This is a genomic window from Vibrio sp. 1562 (assembly GCF_033340155.1).
GTDB classification, from domain to species: Bacteria; Pseudomonadota; Gammaproteobacteria; order Enterobacterales; family Vibrionaceae; genus Vibrio; species Vibrio alginolyticus.
The window spans coordinates 293,376-310,875 of the sequence record NZ_JAWOVY010000005.1 but is presented as its reverse complement, the minus strand read 5'-3'; the positions used below and the strand labels follow the sequence as shown (position 1 = coordinate 310,875).

The following is a 17,500-nucleotide window of genomic DNA, read 5'->3' as shown; positions in this document are numbered from 1 at the left end:
AAATAAAATAAAGAGTTATGATCAAAAAGATTTCAGTGGATGAAGTAACGATAATTACCCTATCGTTGGCTTGTAGTTGTGGCGTCGCGGCAAACGAATTGCAGACGCTAAATTCTAACCAAAGCTTTAGTGGACTGGTTTTTAACCCTAATGCTCAAGTTAAAGAGTATGGCGACTTTGGTGTATCTTTTGCCCAAGGGCGCCCTTGGCTTGACGAGGTGCAAGGTTTAGATTCTATAAAAGTATCTTTCGGCCTCATTGAAGGGTTAGAGGCTCATGGTAGTATCGTTACTTATGATTATAACTCGAACTGTTTTAAAACAGGCTGTGGCGGTATTCGAGATTTATCATTATCACTGAAGTATCAGGTTCCCAATTTTTGGGGGAATGAGAACTTAGATTTTGCTTTGGGTATGCAAGATGTCGGTGGGGCTGCAAATAAGCTCATGACTAATTTTGCCGTCGCTGATTATACGTTTAATGCACTTCCCTTAAGGGTTTCTGCTGGTTTCGGTCAGTCAGAAGAGCGTTTGATGGGTGTTCTAGATGGCCCTTTTGGTGGCTTTGAATACCAACCTTTTGACTTTGTTCAACTAGTAGGAGAGTACGATTCAGTAGAATTCAACTCTTCTATAAAAGTGTTCACTCCCGATGATTTACTGCCTAATGATATAACCGCCTCATTAAGCTACCAGATTTATTCTGGTCATGAATCGGATGGTTCAAGCGTTTGGAGTGCTGCACTCTCGATGCCATTGATAACGGAATACTCTCGCTCTCGCGACTACGCGAAGAATAATATGACGTTAATGGATCGTTTAGTCGTTGAGCAAAACAAAGCGCAACAAGCGTCAATTTCCTCTTTGGTTAGTGCGTTAAAAAATGAAGGCTTCGTTAATGTTCAAGTGGGCGTATCAAATGACAAAGTTGTGGTGGCTGTAGAAAACCGCCGCTACAACCATAACCAAGTTGACGGACTAGGTGTCGCTCTGGGTATTGTGTCTAGTCATTTAGGTCAAAATGCGGCGCAAGATATAGGCGCTGCATCGGATCAATTTGAACTTGTGATGCTTGCCAACCAAAAACCAGTGGTCAGTGTTTTGTCTGACGCTAACTGTTACCAAAGTTTTGTCAATGGTAGCGCAGCTTGTGATGACATTCAGTTTATCACGCGCGATTTACCGGAAAGATTAGACATGGTTGATTGGAAAACGGAGCGAGTTAATTCAGGCACTTTAGATTCGCAGATCGTGCTTTCTCCTATGGTAAGGCATGGTTTTGCAACCGAGTACGGTGTGTATGATTACTCTTTTGCTATGTCTAGCAACTTATACACCTACCTATGGTCTGGCGCGGCAATTGATGTTCGTCATATTTTACCTTTAGCAGAAAGTGACGATTTTGAAGAAGGTGGGTATTTCGAAGACAGCGCGTACGAGAACGAGATTGATCGTGCAATGGTGCATCAGTTCTTCCGTTTACCATATGTCGATATTGCTAACCAGGTCTCTCTAGGCTTGGTTAAGTCGGATTATATCGGTGCGCGCAGCGAATCAGCTTGGTTCTCTCAGTCGGGCAACCATGAGTTGGGACTAGAGATGAGCTACTTCCAACATCAAGACGAAAAAGACAAAAATGGTTATGCGAATCCAGACCGCCAAACCTTTTTAACTCGTTACACATTCTCTATGCCAGAGTGGGATTGGCAGTTTAACGCAACTGCTGGCGAGTTTTGGAAAGGGGATGTTGGCGCAAAATTCACGACATCACATTGGTTTGAAGACATAGAAGTATCAGCAAGTTATCAGGTGACAAAGTTTAATGATACAGACGAAGAGCAGTTTGTCACTGTGTCAGTAAAACTGCCATTAACGCCATGGCGCGATATGTCGCCGGGAGTGATACAAGTTCGTGGTAACGAGGCTTATGATTTCAACGTTACGACTCGAGTTGGCAACGATACAAACTATTTGGCAGCAGGCCAGGGTGATGAACTCGTGATGGATAATAGTATGCTTCGCCGCTACTTTAACCGAGGCCGTTATGGTCAAGAGTACTTTGAGCAGAACAAGCTTCGCATTCGCAATGCTTATTTGCGTTACTTGGGTACTCAATTGAATTAAGTTGTGTTGCTAGTTAGGCTTTTAGTTAATCGCCGCACTCTACCGAGAGTGTCGGTGTTTTGATATGCTAGCGTCAGTTAAATAATAGGAAATAAAAATGAAAATTGCTGTAGCAGGCACGGGCTACGTCGGTTTGTCCAATGCCATGTTATTGTCACAAAACCATGAGGTTGTGGCGGTTGATATTATCCAAGAAAAAGTGGACTTGTTGAATGACAAGAAATCTCCAATTGTTGATGCGGAAATCGAACATTTCCTTGCAAACAAAGAACTCAACTTTATCGCGACGCTAGATAAAGAGCTGGCTTACAAAGACGCGGAGTTTGTTGTTATTGCTACACCAACGGATTATGACCCTCAAACGAACTACTTTAATACTTCTTCAGTTGAAGCAGTGATTAAAGATGTGATGGCAATTAATCCAGATGCAGTTATGGTGATTAAGTCGACTGTACCTGTGGGTTATACTGCGCGCATTAAAGAGGAGCTCGGTTGTCAGAATGTTATGTTCTCTCCAGAGTTTCTTCGTGAAGGTAAAGCTCTTTACGATAACCTACACCCGTCTCGCATTATCGTTGGTGAGCGTAGCGAACGTGCAGAGAAGTTCGCTAATCTTTTAGTTGAAGGTGCGGTAAAAGAAGACATCTCGGTTTTGTTTACTGACTCTACAGAAGCCGAAGCGGTTAAGTTGTTCTCAAACACATACCTAGCGATGCGCGTAGCTTATTTCAATGAGTTAGATTCGTATGCTGAAGCACACAACCTTGATGCTCGCCAAATTATAGAAGGTGTTGGCTTAGACCCTCGTATTGGCAATCACTACAACAACCCGTCATTCGGTTATGGTGGTTACTGCTTACCAAAAGATACAAAGCAATTGTTAGCAAACTACCAAGAAGTTCCTAATAACATCATTGGTGCAATTGTTGATGCAAACCGCACTCGTAAAGATTTTATTGCAGACTCCATTATCAAACGTCAGCCAAAAGTAGTGGGCATTTACCGCTTAATTATGAAAGCTGGTTCAGATAACTTCCGCGCTTCGTCTATTCAAGGCATTATGAAGCGTATTAAAGCGAAAGGTATTGAAGTAGTGGTTTACGAGCCGGTACTGCAGGAAGATGAGTTCTTCCATTCTGCCGTTATCCGCGATATTGAAGAGTTCAAACAAATGTCTGATGTTATTGTTTCTAACCGCATGGTTGAGGAACTAGCTGATGTGGCTGATAAAGTTTACACCCGCGACCTGTTTGGTAGCGATTAATTAGTCTTTATATTCAAAATAATGTAATAGGCTCCCTCAGAGGAGCCTTTTTTTAGTTGGTAATGGTTTATGATTAAAAAATGTTTATTCCCAGCAGCGGGTTACGGTACACGTTTCCTTCCTGCAACTAAGTCGATGCCGAAAGAAATGATGCCAGTGGTGAACAAGCCATTGATTGAATACGGTGTTGAAGAAGCGATTGAAGCCGGTATGGACGGTATGTGCATCGTCACCGGTCGTGGTAAGCACTCGTTAATGGATCACTTTGATAAAAACTACGAGCTAGAGCATCAAATTAGCGGTACAAGTAAAGAAGCGCTGCTTGATGATATTCGTTCTTTGATTGATTCTGCGAGTTACACTTACATCCGTCAGCGTGAAATGAAAGGCTTAGGTCACGCTATTCTTACGGGACGTGAATTGGTCGGTGATGAACCGTTTGCTGTAGTGCTTGCGGATGACCTTTGTGTGAATGAGGACAAAGGCGTTCTAGCGCAAATGGTTGAGCTGTACAAACAGTTCCGCTGTTCAATCGTTGCGGTACAAGAAGTGCCGGAATCAGAAACGCATAAATACGGTGTGATTGCTGGCGAGATGATCAAAGATGATATCTTCCGCATTGATAACATGGTTGAAAAGCCAGAGCCAGGCACTGCACCTAGCAATCTAGCGATTATTGGTCGCTACATTCTGACCCCCGATATCTTTGAGCTGATTGAAAATACGGAGCCGGGCAAAGGTGGCGAGATTCAAATCACCGATGCGTTGATGCAACAAGCTCAATCTGGTTGTGTTTTGGCATACAAATTTAAAGGTCAGCGCTTTGATTGCGGTAGCGTAGAAGGCTACATTGAAGCCACAAATTACTGCTACGAGAATCTTTATAAGAAAGATTCCAGTGCGGAGCTCGCGAAAAAGCCAACCGTGAAAATTGCTGAGCCAGCGTAAGTCGGAACTTCCTATTAGGTATTCCGACGGTACAACACAAACAAAAAGGGATGCATGATGCATCCCTTTGTTATTTTTACTCTCAGTAAAAACGAGATTAAGCTTTTGCTTTAGCCGCTGCTTTAGCGATTGCCGCGAAGCTTTTCGCGTCTAGAGAAGCGCCGCCAACTAGAGCACCGTCGATGTCTGGTTGTGAGAAGTAAGCTTCAGCGTTTTCTGGCTTAACAGAACCACCGTATTGGATGATTACTTGTGCTGCAACTGCTTCGTCTTTCGCTGCGATTAGTGCGCGGATAGAAGCGTGGATGCGTTGTGCATCTTCAGCGGTTGCTGCTTTACCAGTACCGATAGCCCAGATTGGTTCGTAAGCGATGATTGCGCCGTTTAGAGCTTCAACACCGTAAGTGTCGATAACTGCGTTGATTTGACGTGCACATACTGCTTCAGTTTCGCCAGCTTCGTTTTGCGCTTCAGATTCACCGATACAGAAAACAGGTGTTAGGCCGTTTTCTTTTAGGAAGTTGAATTTCTTAGCGATGAACTCGTCAGATTCGTTGTGGTATTCACGACGCTCTGAGTGACCGATGATGATGTGAGTAGCACCGAAATCTTTCAGCATTTCTGGAGACATATCGCCAGTGAACGCACCGCTGTTGTTTAGGTCAGTGTTTTGAGCACCTAGGATGATCTTGTTACCGCCTTCAGCGATTACGCGCTCTGCTAGGTCGATGTAAAGTGCTGGTGGAGCGACTGCTACGTCAACACCTTCAACGCCTTCAAGTTCAGCGTTAAGACCAGTTAGCAGCTCAGTTACCATTGCTTTGCTGCCGTTTAGTTTCCAGTTACCCATCACTACAGGACGACGCATAGGAATATCTCCCTTATCTTTAATGTAAATAGTCAATTAATGTAAAAAATCTACGTAGGAATATAACAGAATAATGTGAACAGATCATGATTGGCGTCATGTCTTGTCCGGCTTTCTTTGTTGATTCGACCAAGCATCGATCCTGTTATTTTTGTCAAAAGCAACCGATTGGTGATCGCGTAGACAGAATGATAGTTCATTCCTCGGAAATTGCTGCTGAGATTGGTATTACTACGCGCTGGAATTAATTGTTGTAGAAAGGAATCAAAATGCCAAATCTCGTTTTAGAGTATTCAAACTCGGTGGAAGAACGCGTCAATGTTCAGGGGTTGCTGGAGGATTTACATAAAACGGCGTTAGAAAGTGGCCTCTTTGAACTCGCGTCAGTGAAATCTAGAACGCTCCGGTGCCACAATTGGTTAATAGGAGAGGAGGGTGATAGCCTCGACTTTATCCATATCAACTTTGATTTGTTATCTGGTCGCTCCCAAGAACAAAAGCGAGAACTGTCACGAGCCTTGATGGCGACACTTCAAGAGCAAGCCAGTCACGTGCACAGTTTAACAGTCAATATCCGAGACATAGATATAGATAGCTTCCAAAAGGTCGTGAACTAGGTTGCGCTGAATTGCCCGAGAATAGCGAGGGGTTATTGCTACGAATTCTCAGCCTGGCTCTGCTTATTGTAAGGTCGTTGTGGGCACCCAAGCTATCGGTGTCCTTTCCAAACTATATCGACTCGGCTAATCTATAACCTTTCTACTTTGGGGTAAAATTTGATGTCGACTAAAGAGTTACTGTTTTCTTTTCAAGGACGTATAAACCGTAAAACCTACTGGATTTGGAACGTCATTTACTATGTGTCCATTCTAGGCTTTGGTGCCGGTATCAGCCAACTGCTTCCTACTCTCTCCTATGTGCTTCTTCCTATTTTCTTGGTGGTTCTGTTGATCCCTGATTTGGCGATCACCACCAAGCGTTGGCACGACCGCAACAAATCGATCTATTGGCTAGCACTGAATATTCCGCTGATTATCGGACGAATTGCCACGCCAATGACCAGCCCTGCCGCGCAAGAGCCGTCGACCCCACAGATGTTCGTCGCTTCCATTTCTCTGATTTGTGGTTTATGGATTCTAATTGAATGTGGCTTCTTAAAAGGAACATCAGGACCAAACCAATATGGCCCTGAGCCGGAGTAATCGCCTCAAGTACCGTGCGTGCTGAAAGTAGATTCTTAGTCTCGCTAAGGCTCGCTAGAATGACGAACTCTTTTGATTTAGAGGCTGTTAAACTCACCGTCATTCTGAACAGCGAGGGACGAGGTGACTCAGAATCTATCGTCCGCTTGAGCAGTGTTTAAGCTGAGCGGGAAAGAATAGGAGCTTGCTGTTACTAGATTCTTAGTTTCGCTGCGGCTCGCTAGAATGACGGACTCTTTTGATTTAGAGGCTGTTAAAGCCACTGTCATTCTGAACAGCGAAGAATGAGCGTGGTCCAGAATCTATCATCCGGTTGAGCAGTGGCTAAGCTGAGTGTGAAAGAGTAGGAGCTTGCTGATACCAGATTCTTAGCCTTGCTAAGGCTCGCTAGAATGACGCACTCTCTTGATTTAGAGGCTGTTAAACTCACCGTCATTCTGAACTGCGAGGGACGAGCGTGATTCAGAATCTATCGTCCGGTTGAGCAGTGGTTAAGCTGAGCGGGAAAGAATAGGAGTTTGCTGTTACTAGATTCTTAGTCTCGCTAAGGCTCGCTAGAATGACGGACTCTTTTGATTTAGAGGCTGTTAAAGCCACTGTCATTCTGAACAGCGAGGAATGAGCGTGGTCCAGAATCTATCATCCGGTTGAGCAGTGGCTAAGGTGAGAGCAAAAGAATAGGAGCTTGCTGTTACGAGATTTTTAGTCTCGCTAAGGCTCGCTAGCATGACGAACTTTTTTGGTTTGGAGGCTGTAAAACTCACCGTCATTCTGAACAGCGAGGAACGAGGTGATTCAGAATCTATCATCCGGTTGAGCAGTGGCTAAGCTGAGCGGGAAAGAATAGGAGCTTGCTGATACCAGATTCTTAGTTTCGCTGCGGCTCGCTAAAATGACGAACTTCTCTGGTTTAAAGGCTGTTAAAGTCACTGCCATTCTGAACAGAGAGGTGCGAGTGTGGTTCAGAATCTATCGTCCGGTTGAGCAGTGGTTAAGCTGAGCGGGAAAGAATAGGAGCTTGCTGTTACTAGATTCTTAGTCTCGCTAAGGCTCGCTAGAATGACGAGCTCTTTTGATTTAGAGGCTCTTAAAGTCATCGTCATTCTGAACAACGAGGAACGAGTGTGATTCAGAATCTACGCACAGAGTGCTCCGAGTTTGAAATAAACTGACTGAGCTCGCGAATTACAATGGAAAAGTAACAGCGAATAATGAAGGAGAATGAATCATCGATAAGACACCTTGCGTTTATATCCTAACGTCAAATAACAACGCTGTTCTCTACATAGGTGTTACCAGTCAGCTGCCCCAAAGATTATGGCAACATAAAAATGGAGTAGTGGAAGGATTTACTAAGAAATACAACGTTCATAAGCTCGTTTACTTTGAGTTATTCGACGATATGGCTACGGCTATAAACCGAGAAAAGCAGCTCAAGCAGTGGAAGCGTGAGTGGAAGTTAGCCTTGGTAAGAGAAACGAACCCTAACTTTCTCGATCTATCTACTGAGTATCAGTAAAAGTCATTCCTATCTTTAAACGCATTTAAGCTAACCACATCCGCTTTTTGTGTCGGTGCCGCTTCCCCTTCTAGCGCTGCTTTGAACTTTACGACCTGTTTTCGCAACTCGTTCATCAATACCACATTGGTGTGATGAGGGTTTTTACACGTGCTGATGACTCTATCAATGTGGCTTTGTTGAGCCCACAATCTTTCTTTCATATCTTCTGATGCGCTTTCGATCATCTCTTTCGCCATCTCATGACGAAATTGCTCAAAAGCTTCTGGGTCTCGCTCTGCCATTCGAACCATTTCATCGAATGGAGGAAGCGTTTGGGATGGGATATGACGTAGATTAGACATCGATGCTCTCCAAATCCTTATGGAAATTGCCTTTAGTTACTAAAAGCCTATACCACTAGAAAGAGGAGAGAGGATGAATTCTTCAGCCGTCTCACTTATAAGAGAAGCTTTCAAGCTTGAGATTGAATAAGTGCGGCATGTCGATGTTTGGTTGTGGTGGTTACTGCAGTTGTTGGATGCGGTAAACGCAGCGTCTTTGGCCACTAATGATGTGTTCGGTACGCTCTACTTTGGTGTCACGTCCAAGTAAAGACTGAAAGACACTTAATTCTGATTGGCACAAGCTTGGGCAGCGAGTTGCCGCTTTACAAATCGGACAGTGATTTTCGATCAAGATGAATCCGTTCTCATCTTTCTCGAGCTCTGCCATATAGCCTTCTTGCTCTCTTAATGTGACGAGTGTTTCTAGTTTGCTTTGCAGAGAGTCGCATTGCTCAAGATGCTGACGATAACTTTGTAACGTGAGCTTTTCCCTTTCTGATGTGACTTTTTCCAGTCCATCTTTGCCAAAGATATGTTCGACAGCTTCTATAAACTGAATGGTCAACTCACCGTGACGGTCAGCAAATTGCTCATGACCTTTTTGAGTGAGAGACCAATGACGAGCAGGGCGACCAACTTTTACTTTTACGTCATGGATAGAAAGAATGCCATCATCTTCTAAACTTTGCAGGTGCTGACGAGCCCCCATGGTTGTCATACCTAGCTCAGAGGAGAGTTGTTTTGCAGTGACGGAGCCATCACGCTTAACGATTTGCAATATCCTATCTACGGTCTTCATATACCCACCATTTATACGTCAGTACATATTATGCGCGATAGGGTTAGTAAAGAAAAGTGTTGACTTAATTTGAGTGTGGATTTGTAGGGGCTATGTTCATATGAGCCAAGATATGTCGTCATTCTGAACAACGAGGAACGAGGTGATTCAGAATCCATCTTCTGGTTGAGCAGTGGTTAAGGTGACCAGGAAAGAATAGGTGCTTGTTACTACCAGATTCTTAGTCTCGCTGGAGCTCGCTAGAATGACGAGTTTTTTCGATTTAGAGCTTGCTATGGTAGCCGTCATTCTGAACAGCGAGGAACGAGGTGATTCAGAATCTATCGTCCGGTTGAGTAGTGGTTGAGGTGTTCAGGAAAGAATAGGAGCTTGTTACTACTAGATTCTTAGTCTCGCTGGGGCTCGCTAGAATGACGAGTTCTTTCGATTTAGAGCGTATTAAAGTCACCGTCATTCTGAACAACGAGGAACGAGTGTGATTCAGAATCTATTGCCCGTTGTGCGGAAAGAAAGGCTCAAACTCAGACTGAGCGAGAGCCTCGAGAAATGCTTAAAGAATAATATCACGCACTTCTGGATCTTTACGATCTAAGTAGTGAGTCGATTTGATGCGGCGAATAGTTCGGCATCTACCGCGCACGAGCAGCGTTTCTGTGGTTGCGATATTGCCTTGGCGAGAGATGCCTTCTAGCAAGTCACCTTTAGTAATGCCTGTTGCTGAAAATACCACATTGTCGCTACGAGCCATGTCTTCCATTTTGAGGACAACATTCGCTTTTACGCCCATTTCATCGCAGCGTTTTAGTTCATCTGCGCCGTAAATGCGGTTTTCTTCAGTATCGCCTTTTACCTCATGACGAGGAAGCAGACGACCGTGCATGTCACCGTCTAGCGCTCGAATTACCGCTGCTGATACAACCCCTTCTGGCGCGCCGCCAATACAGTACATCATGTCCACTTCACTGTCTGGCATGCAAGTCAGAATAGAGGCAGCCACGTCACCATCAGGCACCGCAAAGACACGCACGCCCATTGCTTGCATTTCTGCAATAACGTTATCGTGGCGAGGTTTCGCAAGGGTAATAACGACTAGGGTATCAAGTGGCTTGTTCAGGGCCTTTGCTACGTTCTCTAGGTTTTCTTTTAACGGCTTTTCTAAGTCAATTACGCCTTTTGCACCAGGGCCAACAACCAGTTTTTCCATGTACATATCTGGCGCTTTAAGAAAGCTGCCTTTCTCACCTGCGGCAAGTACGGCTAGTGCGTTCGATTGTCCCATTGCCGTCATACGCGTTCCTTCAATCGGGTCGACTGCAATATCTACTTCATCACCACCAATACCCACTTGCTCACCAATGTACAGCATTGGCGCATCATCGATTTCACCCTCACCAATGACAATTTCACCACTGATATCTGTTTTGTTCAGTAGCGTGCGCATAACTTCAACAGCTGCGCCATCGGCTGCGTTTTTATCGCCACGGCCAAGCCATTTGTAACCAGCCAGAGCTGCACCTTCAGTCACACGGGAAAATGCCATTGCTAAATCGCGTTTCATGATGTCTCCAAGTAAGCAAGAGGGAAGAAGAATTTGCGCGGCGATTCTATCACAAGGTCGAGTAAACGTTTGCCTTTTTGCGAGGCTTTTACTTTATCTAACTTGAATTTGATCAATACTTAGGGCGATTTTCAGCGTAGCGAGACGCAAAATCCTTGCTCAAAAATGCTTCGGCGACAAGAAAAGTCAGCGTTTAGTGAGATTGCGCTGATTTTTTGACCGAATGATGCAAAATATCGAATATAGTGAGTGTTTCTCATCGCGACGCTGAGTAGAATGAACCTTATATAGGTTAGGTGTGCATCAATCTCGCACATCGTCCCAACGGAATAACATAGGTAGGCCAAGATGTCTTTTGAAGTACTAGAACAACTAGAATCTAAAATTCAAACTGCAGTTGACACAATCACTCTTCTTCAGATGGAAGTCGAAGAGCTGAAAGAAGATAAAGCTAAACTTGCGGAAGAAGCGAACGAGCTTCGCTCTCAACGTGAAGAGCTAGAGCAAAAAGCACAACAAGCACAGCAAGAGCACGCACAATGGCAAGAGCGCATTCGTGCACTACTTGGCAAAATGGACGAAGTGGAATAATTCGGCTTCTTCATTCCAAATTAAAAACACCCGCGTTAAGCGGGTGTTTGTGTTTTAGGGAAGTAGATAATGTTGAGACAAGGCTAGGCGCTAAGAGCTAGGAGAAGGCCCTATAACTTAGGCGTCTAAGACTCGTTATGCTTCTTCATCCAACTCTAAATCAATATTCAATGGTTCTGGCGACAGGATAATTCCGGTGCTATCAGCATAAATGTAATCTTCTGGAAGGAAGCTAACGCCGCCAAAGTTGACTGGTACATCCAATTCGCCAATACCCTGACTGGTCGCTCCAACAGGAATAGAAGCGAGGGCTTGAATGCCTAAGTTCATATCTTCAAGTTCATCTACTTCACGAACACAGCCGTAAACGACAATGCCTTCCCACTCGTTTTCTTCCGCAATGGTTGCGATTTCTGCATCGATAAGGGCTTTACGTAGGGAACCGCCACCGTCAATTAACAAAACGCGACCAAGTCCATCTTGCTCTAATGTCTCGCGGATCAACGAATTATCTTCAAAACACTTGATGGTGGTGATTTGCCCGGCAAATGAAGCGCGACCGCCAAAGTTACTGAACATTGGTTCAACCACATCTACCTGATCGAGGTAGATATCACAGAGTGCTGAGGTATTGTATTCCATAGCGTACCTTTCTAAACAGAAATTGGTTGTCTTTGAGTATATCTAGGCATTAAGTCAATGCAATGACAATCCTTTTTTAACTTACTAGAGTTTGAGCTACCACAATTGTTGCAAACAAAACGTTGGTGACTAGAGAGCATTTCACGATGACTGGCATCATTGGTGCTATTTGAGCAGGCTTTTGTGTATGCCAAACCGCTTTACCATGATCGGCCACGAAATAAATACTAAGTAAGAATGGCAAGCTAATCCAAACGGGTTTGTCTTGAATTAACAAGTAAGCCGCAAAGGCAAGGATAGCTCCGCCAAGTAAAATAAAGTGGTACTGTTTGGCTTTACGTTGACCTAAGCGTACCGCCACCGTGCGTTTACCACACTCTCGGTCGTTCTCTATATCACGCATATTGTTGATATTGAGTACTGCAACGGCGAGTAAACCGCAGCCTAAAGCAGGTAAGAATAGCGTGGTGTCTACGTGACCAGTATGCAAGAAGTAGGTACCGGATACGCCTAGTAGACCAAAAAACAAGAACACTGATATATCGCCAAGCCCCACGTAACCGTATGGTTTGCTACCCATGGTATAAGCAATGGCTGCGAGAATGGCCAAAATTCCCAGCCCGATAAAAGTAACAATGCTTTCCAGTGAACTTAGTGAATAGAAAACTAATACTAGGCCTGAAATGGCGGTTAGAACGATGTTAAAGATAATCGCTTGTTTCATCTGTTTAGCACTTACCGCGCCAGACTGCATCGCTCGTAATGGGCCGAGGCGTTTGTCGTTATCTGTACCTTGAACGGCATCGCCATAGTCGTTTGCCAGGTTGGAAAGAATTTGCAGCAATGTCGCGGTTACGAAAGCCATGATGGCAATCGTCAGTGAGAAATGACCCGCCGAGTACGCGAGCACGCTACCTGTTAAGATAGAGACCAATGCCAGAGGTAATGTTTTTGGACGAGCGGCTTCAAGCCAGATCTGTAGAGATTGTTTCATGGAAATTTCGTGCTAGTAACCAATGTGCCCAGTATAAGCACAAAGAGGCAGATACGCTATTGACCTAAAACAACTCAACTAGAAGTCAAAGGGTTATTCAGAATCTATCATCCGGTTGTGCAGTGGTGAAGGTGAGTGGGAAAGAAAGGCGTTTGCTGTTAGCAGATTCTTAGTCTCGCTTGAGCTCGCTAGAATGACGAGATCTTTTTTGATTTAGGTATTGTCAAAGTCACCGTCATTCTGAACAACGAGTGTGATTCAGAATCGATCATCCGATTGTGCGGTGGTTAAGGTGAGTGGGGAAGAATAGGCGTCTGCTGTTGCCAGATTCTTAGTCTCGCTTGAGCTCGCTAGAATGACGAGATCTTTTGGATTTAGATGTTGTCAAAGTCACCGTCATTCTGAACAGCGAGGAGCGAGTGTGATTCAGAATCTATCGTCCCAATAGTGCCGTGGTTAAGGTGAGTGGGAAAGAATAGGAGCTTGCTGTTAGCAGATTCTTAGTCTCGCTTGAGCTCGCTAAAATGACGAGATCTTTTGATTTGGGTGTTGTCAAAGTCACCGCCATTCTAAACAAAAAGCCCAGAAACAAGGTTCTGGGCTTTGGTAAAATAGATTGCGATTAAAGAATAAAGCGGCTTAGATCTTCATCTTCAATCGTGTCGCCTAGGCGCTCTTTCACATAAGCGGAATCAATAACGAATTTAGCGCCAGATTGCTCCGCTGCGTCGTAAGAGATTTCATCCATTAAGCGTTCCATAACGGTGTGTAAGCGACGAGCACCGATGTTTTCTGTGCTTTCGTTGACCGTCCATGCCGCTTCCGCGATTTGCGTGATACCGTCTTCTGTGAATTCGATGTCCACATCTTCCGTTTTCATCAACGCAACGTACTGCTCTGTTAGAGAGGCTTTTGGTTCTGTCAGAATGCGTTTGAAGTCGTTGCTGCTTAGTGCTTCTAGCTCAACACGAATTGGTAGACGACCTTGCAATTCTGGGATCAAGTCAGATGGTTTTGCCACTTGGAATGCACCAGATGCAACAAACAGAATGTGGTCTGTTTTTACCATGCCGTGCTTGGTTGATACCGTGCTGCCTTCAATCAATGGAAGTAGGTCGCGCTGAACACCTTCGCGTGAAACGTCTGGGCCTGAGCTCTCGCCGCGTTTACAGATCTTGTCGATCTCATCGATAAATACGATGCCGTTGTTTTCAACGTTGAAAATCGCTGCTTCTTTTAGCTCTTCTTGGTTTACCAGTTTCGCCGCTTCTTCTTCCGCTAACGCTTTCATTGCGTCTTTGATTTTCAGCTTACGTTTTTTCTTAGTGTCGCCAGCGAGGTTTTGGAACATGCCTTGCAGCTGGTTAGTCATCTCTTCCATACCAGGAGGCGCCATGATCTCTACGCCCATTTGTGGTGCGGCTACGTCGATTTCAATTTCTTTATCGTCTAGTTGGCCTTCACGCAGTTTCTTACGGAAGATCTGGCGAGTGTGAGAAGACTCTTCCGTTTGCTCTGCTTGACCCCAGCTATCACGTGCTGGTGGCAGTAGCGCATCAAGAATGCGTTCTTCCGCTTGCTCTTCTGCGCGGAATTTCACTTTCTCCATCGCTTGTTGATGCGTCATTTTCACAGCGACATCTGTTAGGTCACGGATGATGGTTTCAACTTCTTTACCAACGTAACCCACTTCGGTGAATTTTGTCGCTTCAACTTTGATGAAAGGGGCATTTGCCAGTTTTGCGAGGCGTCGTGCGATTTCAGTCTTACCAACACCAGTAGGACCAATCATCAAGATGTTTTTTGGCGTCACTTCGGCACGCAAGCTTTCTTCAAGCTGCATGCGGCGCCAGCGGTTACGAAGTGCAATCGCAACCGAACGCTTGGCTTTTTCTTGACCGATAATGTGGCGGTTCAATTCATGAACGATTTCGCGAGGCGTCATTTCAGACATATTCTTTCCTTACTTCGTTACGATTACGCGGTTGGTTTTTCAGGCTCTACTGTTGAGTCTAGCTCTTCTACCGTGTGGTGATGGTTAGTGAAGACACAAATATCACCCGCGATATTGAGAGCTTTTTCCGCGATCTCACGAGCATCTAGATCTGTGTTTTCTAGTAGGGCGGTTGCGGCAGCTTGTGCGTAAGCACCACCAGAGCCAATCGCAATCAGGTCATGTTCTGGCTGTACGACATCACCATTACCGGTAATGATTAACGATGCGGTTTCGTCGGCAACGGCAAGTAAGGCTTCGAGCTTGCGCAAAGCACGATCGCTACGCCAGTCTTTAGCTAGCTCAACTGCCGCTTTGGTTAGGTGACCTTGGTGCATTTGCAGTTTGCTTTCGAAGCGCTCAAAAAGGGTGAAGGCATCCGCAGTACCGCCGGCAAAGCCCGCTAGTACTTGGTTGTTGTATAGGCGGCGAACTTTGCGCGCATTACCTTTCATTACGGTATTGCCTAGAGATACTTGGCCATCACCCGCGATGACGACTTTATTATTTCGACGTACAGATACAATGGTAGTCACAGTCGACCTCTTGATTATTTCTCTTTGGATTTAATTCAGTATATGGGGGAGGAGAAATGGGGATTCAAGGGGGCAAAAAGAAAGGCCCTAGGATCTTAGCTCCTAGGGCCTGAGTTTAAAGATTTTCTTTCCAAATCGCACACGGCTCGATTTTCGCGCGTTGCAGTTTATGACGGTCACGTTCTGCATCACGTTTGAACTTATACGGACCTAGCACCACGCGATACCATGAACTGCCTTCTTTCTTACGAATCTTGCTCGACATCCCTTGGAACGCGATTGCAAGCTTACGCTCTTCGGCTTGTGCCTGGGTTTTGTACGCGCCACACTGCATGATGTAAGGAATTTTAGAAACTTCAATTTCTTTGGCCACAACTTCAACTTCACGTTTCGGTAGTGACTCAACATATTCCCATTTTTCTTCTGGTGGTGGCGGCAAGTCTTTTTTCGGCTTTGGTTTGCTTACAGTGGTTGTTGGCTGCTTCACGGCTGGTTGTTTAGGTTCTGGGTCACTACTCAAAAGGTAAAGACCATAGCCAAAACCGCCCACGAGCAAGATAGCGAGCAGGCCACTGCGCCAAGGTTTTTTTCTTCTCGGCGGCTGTTTTTTTGTCGACTTTTTTGGGGCGCCTCGCCCCCGTCTTACATAATCTCTATTTGCCACGGTTATTTCTGGTCATCAAGGATTCTTGCAAATATGTTAATCCAGAACGAGTTGAGAAAACACCCTATTGATAGAATCTTGATAGCTAAAGCGCGACAACGTCCGAGTGTAGGAGTGTGTTTCCGTTCTCACTTACATTTATTCAGGTATACACAAAAAGCAGGAGGGGTAAATAAAAAAGCGGCGCCTTAGCACCGCTTTGGGGATGAATACCTAATCTTTAGGTTAAGGACGCTGTGGTGGCGCTGCACTTCCACGAATGACGAGATTAGTTTCAAGCAGACGCGAGCCTGAATGCACGTCGTGGCCTTTTAACATCTCGAGCATCATTAGCATCGCTTGTCGACCAATCTCATAGCGAGGTTGAGAGATGGTGGTCAACGGTGGATCGCAGTACTGAGCGAAGTTAATGTCATCAAAGCCCACAACAGAGAGATCTTGCGGTACTCGTAAGCCAAGCTTTTTCGCTTCTTGAATTGCGCCGATGGCCATTGTGTCACAGTGACAGAAAATAGCCGTTGGTGGTTCTGGCAATTCGAGCAGTTTACGAACGGCTTTTGCTCCGCCATCAAAAGAGAACTCAGTAATGACACTATACTGTGGATCTTTAGTGATGCCGGCACGGCGCAGGGCTTGTTGGTAGCCTTGTTGGCGGAACTGACACAATATTGCTGTATCTGGTCCAGAGATTTGAGCAATGCGTTTATGACCTAATTGAGTCAGGTAATTCACTGCTTCAAATGCTGAGGTCAGGTTATCAATATGTACTGTCGGAAGCTCGAGCTCTGGCGCAAATTCACACGCCATTACCATCGGAGGTAAGTTCTTTTGCTCTGGCTTACTGACATCGAATGGTAGATCTGTACCAAGCAGTAGCATTCCATCTGCCTGCTTAGTAAATACGAGGTTAACGAAAGAGCTTTCGCGTTTCTTCTGTTGTCCGCTATCGCCCAGTAGGACTAGATAGCCATGTTCCATGGCTGCATCTTCAATACCGCGAATAATTTCAGAAAAATAAGGATCACAGATGTCGGGAACGATAGTAACAATGGTTTTTGATTCGTTTCTACGTAAGTTACGCGCTAATGAGTTTGGAGAATAACCCGCTTCAAGTACGGCATCTTCTACTCTCTTTCTTGTAGAAGAAGAGACTTTCTCTGGATTCATTAAGGCTCGAGATACCGTAGCCGTAGACACTCCCGCAAGCTGGGCAACATCCTTCATTGTCGCCATAGTTTTTAACCTCTCATTTATTTTTTGCCAAGATGACGTTATTCCGGTTTGAAATCAGAGTAATCAAACCGAGTTAGAGCTGTGTTTGCTCTTCGCTCAGTTCGTGTTAACGAGTGGGAAAATGGATTCTTCACCGCGATATCAATTTGTGGGAATAGTCATTGTTTTAATCTAAGCCTGTGCAAACAAGTCACTTTAGACTTTTCTAATTTGGATAGTCTATTCATTTCTAAAGTGAAA

At 44.9% G+C, this 17,500-nt stretch carries 17 protein-coding genes; 7 read left to right on the top strand and 10 right to left on the bottom strand.

Features of this window, described 5'->3' with window-relative positions:
* Nucleotides 1–17 precede the first annotated feature (17 nt).
* The 3 genes from R7Z49_RS08085 to galU all read left to right on the top strand — a co-directional run bounded on the left by R7Z49_RS08085 (nt 18) and on the right by galU (nt 4,335).
* A complete protein-coding gene (locus R7Z49_RS08085; RefSeq protein ID WP_052484245.1) occupies nt 18–2,123 on the top strand; it encodes a YjbH domain-containing protein in 2,106 nt (701 codons plus the stop codon).
* 97 nt (nt 2,124–2,220) lie between these two features.
* On the top strand, nt 2,221–3,387 hold the full coding sequence (locus R7Z49_RS08080; protein ID WP_025604212.1) for a nucleotide sugar dehydrogenase: 1,167 nt from the start codon (nt 2,221–2,223) through the stop codon (nt 3,385–3,387).
* Nucleotides 3,388–3,456: 69 nt separating this feature from the next.
* On the top strand, nt 3,457–4,335 hold the full coding sequence (gene galU, locus R7Z49_RS08075; RefSeq protein ID WP_005397961.1) for a UTP--glucose-1-phosphate uridylyltransferase GalU: 879 nt from the start codon (nt 3,457–3,459) through the stop codon (nt 4,333–4,335).
* A 97-nt stretch (nt 4,336–4,432) separates the two neighbouring features.
* Here galU and tpiA read toward each other — a convergent pair whose 3' ends face one another.
* A complete protein-coding gene (gene tpiA, locus R7Z49_RS08070) occupies nt 4,433–5,203 on the bottom strand; it encodes a triose-phosphate isomerase (RefSeq protein WP_005384863.1) in 771 nt (256 codons plus the stop codon).
* Nucleotides 5,204–5,472: 269 nt separating this feature from the next.
* Between tpiA and R7Z49_RS08065 the strand changes: the two genes are divergently transcribed.
* The 3 genes from R7Z49_RS08065 (at nt 5,473) to R7Z49_RS08055 (ending at nt 7,924) form a co-directional block, all read left to right on the top strand.
* Nucleotides 5,473–5,820: a 5-carboxymethyl-2-hydroxymuconate Delta-isomerase gene (locus R7Z49_RS08065; RefSeq protein ID WP_005379524.1), complete on the top strand. Its 348-nt coding sequence runs from the start codon at nt 5,473–5,475 to the stop codon at nt 5,818–5,820.
* A 162-nt stretch (nt 5,821–5,982) separates the two neighbouring features.
* Complete coding sequence (locus R7Z49_RS08060) at nt 5,983–6,405, top strand: DUF805 domain-containing protein (RefSeq protein WP_005384868.1); 423 nt, start codon at nt 5,983–5,985, stop codon at nt 6,403–6,405.
* Between the two features lie 1,225 nt (nt 6,406–7,630).
* Entirely contained in the window at nt 7,631–7,924 is a 294-nt protein-coding gene (locus R7Z49_RS08055) for a GIY-YIG nuclease family protein (protein ID WP_411913022.1), read from the top strand.
* Here the strand turns inward: R7Z49_RS08055 and R7Z49_RS08050 are convergent.
* The 3 genes from R7Z49_RS08050 to glpX form a co-directional block, all read right to left on the bottom strand.
* Nucleotides 7,918–8,268, bottom strand: coding sequence for a DUF3135 domain-containing protein (locus R7Z49_RS08050; RefSeq protein WP_262658884.1), 351 nt, complete (start codon nt 8,266–8,268; stop codon nt 7,918–7,920). The two genes, R7Z49_RS08055 and R7Z49_RS08050, sit on opposite strands and share 7 nt — an antisense overlap.
* Nucleotides 8,269–8,428: 160 nt before the next feature.
* Nucleotides 8,429–9,049, bottom strand: a complete 621-nt coding sequence (locus tag R7Z49_RS08045; RefSeq protein ID WP_005379532.1) for a helix-turn-helix transcriptional regulator — start codon at nt 9,047–9,049, stop codon at nt 8,429–8,431.
* Between the two features lie 550 nt (nt 9,050–9,599).
* Entirely contained in the window at nt 9,600–10,607 is a 1,008-nt protein-coding gene (gene glpX / locus R7Z49_RS08040) for a class II fructose-bisphosphatase (protein ID WP_047101877.1), read from the bottom strand.
* 348 nt (nt 10,608–10,955) lie between these two features.
* Here glpX and zapB point away from each other — a divergent pair, with 348 nt between their 5' ends.
* Nucleotides 10,956–11,198 carry a cell division protein ZapB gene (gene zapB / locus R7Z49_RS08035; protein ID WP_005379536.1) on the top strand — a complete coding sequence of 81 codons (243 nt, stop codon included), beginning with the start codon at nt 10,956–10,958 and terminating at the stop codon, nt 11,196–11,198.
* Between the two features lie 135 nt (nt 11,199–11,333).
* Here the strand turns inward: zapB and rraA are convergent, their stop codons facing one another.
* The 6 genes from rraA to cytR form a co-directional block, all read right to left on the bottom strand.
* A complete protein-coding gene (gene rraA / locus R7Z49_RS08030) occupies nt 11,334–11,840 on the bottom strand; it encodes a ribonuclease E activity regulator RraA (RefSeq protein ID WP_005379537.1) in 507 nt (168 codons plus the stop codon).
* A 76-nt stretch (nt 11,841–11,916) separates the two neighbouring features.
* Nucleotides 11,917–12,834, bottom strand: coding sequence for a 1,4-dihydroxy-2-naphthoate polyprenyltransferase (locus R7Z49_RS08025; RefSeq protein ID WP_005383178.1), 918 nt, complete (start codon nt 12,832–12,834; stop codon nt 11,917–11,919).
* Nucleotides 12,835–13,456: 622 nt separating this feature from the next.
* Complete coding sequence (gene hslU / locus R7Z49_RS08020) at nt 13,457–14,788, bottom strand: HslU--HslV peptidase ATPase subunit (protein WP_005397950.1); 1,332 nt, start codon at nt 14,786–14,788, stop codon at nt 13,457–13,459.
* A 23-nt stretch (nt 14,789–14,811) separates the two neighbouring features.
* A complete protein-coding gene (hslV, locus tag R7Z49_RS08015; protein WP_005383176.1) occupies nt 14,812–15,363 on the bottom strand; it encodes an ATP-dependent protease subunit HslV in 552 nt (183 codons plus the stop codon).
* Between the two features lie 115 nt (nt 15,364–15,478).
* A complete protein-coding gene (gene ftsN / locus R7Z49_RS08010; RefSeq protein WP_172563399.1) occupies nt 15,479–16,027 on the bottom strand; it encodes a cell division protein FtsN in 549 nt (182 codons plus the stop codon).
* Nucleotides 16,028–16,252: 225 nt separating this feature from the next.
* Nucleotides 16,253–17,281 (bottom strand): DNA-binding transcriptional regulator CytR, encoded by a 1,029-nt coding sequence (cytR, locus tag R7Z49_RS08005; protein ID WP_258500549.1) that lies wholly within the window; start codon nt 17,279–17,281, stop codon nt 16,253–16,255.
* Between the last annotated feature and the right edge of the window lie 219 nt (nt 17,282–17,500).

Excerpts from the sequence above, each read along its gene's own strand:
- R7Z49_RS08050 (WP_262658884.1), bottom strand. The coding sequence starts at position 8,268 with ATGTCTAATCTACGTCATATCCCATCCCAAACGCTTCCTCCATTCGAT.
- hslU (WP_005397950.1), bottom strand. The coding sequence starts at position 14,788 with ATGTCTGAAATGACGCCTCGCGAAATCGTTCATGAATTGAACCGCCAC.
- R7Z49_RS08060 (WP_005384868.1), top strand. The coding sequence starts at position 5,983 with ATGTCGACTAAAGAGTTACTGTTTTCTTTTCAAGGACGTATAAACCGT.
- tpiA (WP_005384863.1), bottom strand. The coding sequence starts at position 5,203 with ATGCGTCGTCCTGTAGTGATGGGTAACTGGAAACTAAACGGCAGCAAA.
- galU (WP_005397961.1), top strand. The coding sequence starts at position 3,457 with ATGATTAAAAAATGTTTATTCCCAGCAGCGGGTTACGGTACACGTTTC.
- R7Z49_RS08080 (WP_025604212.1), top strand. The coding sequence starts at position 2,221 with ATGAAAATTGCTGTAGCAGGCACGGGCTACGTCGGTTTGTCCAATGCC.
- R7Z49_RS08065 (WP_005379524.1), top strand. The coding sequence starts at position 5,473 with ATGCCAAATCTCGTTTTAGAGTATTCAAACTCGGTGGAAGAACGCGTC.
- rraA (WP_005379537.1), bottom strand. The coding sequence starts at position 11,840 with ATGGAATACAATACCTCAGCACTCTGTGATATCTACCTCGATCAGGTA.
- glpX (WP_047101877.1), bottom strand. The coding sequence starts at position 10,607 with ATGAAACGCGATTTAGCAATGGCATTTTCCCGTGTGACTGAAGGTGCA.
- R7Z49_RS08045 (WP_005379532.1), bottom strand. The coding sequence starts at position 9,049 with ATGAAGACCGTAGATAGGATATTGCAAATCGTTAAGCGTGATGGCTCC.
- zapB (WP_005379536.1), top strand. The coding sequence starts at position 10,956 with ATGTCTTTTGAAGTACTAGAACAACTAGAATCTAAAATTCAAACTGCA.
- R7Z49_RS08085 (WP_052484245.1), top strand. The coding sequence starts at position 18 with ATGATCAAAAAGATTTCAGTGGATGAAGTAACGATAATTACCCTATCG.
- R7Z49_RS08025 (WP_005383178.1), bottom strand. The coding sequence starts at position 12,834 with ATGAAACAATCTCTACAGATCTGGCTTGAAGCCGCTCGTCCAAAAACA.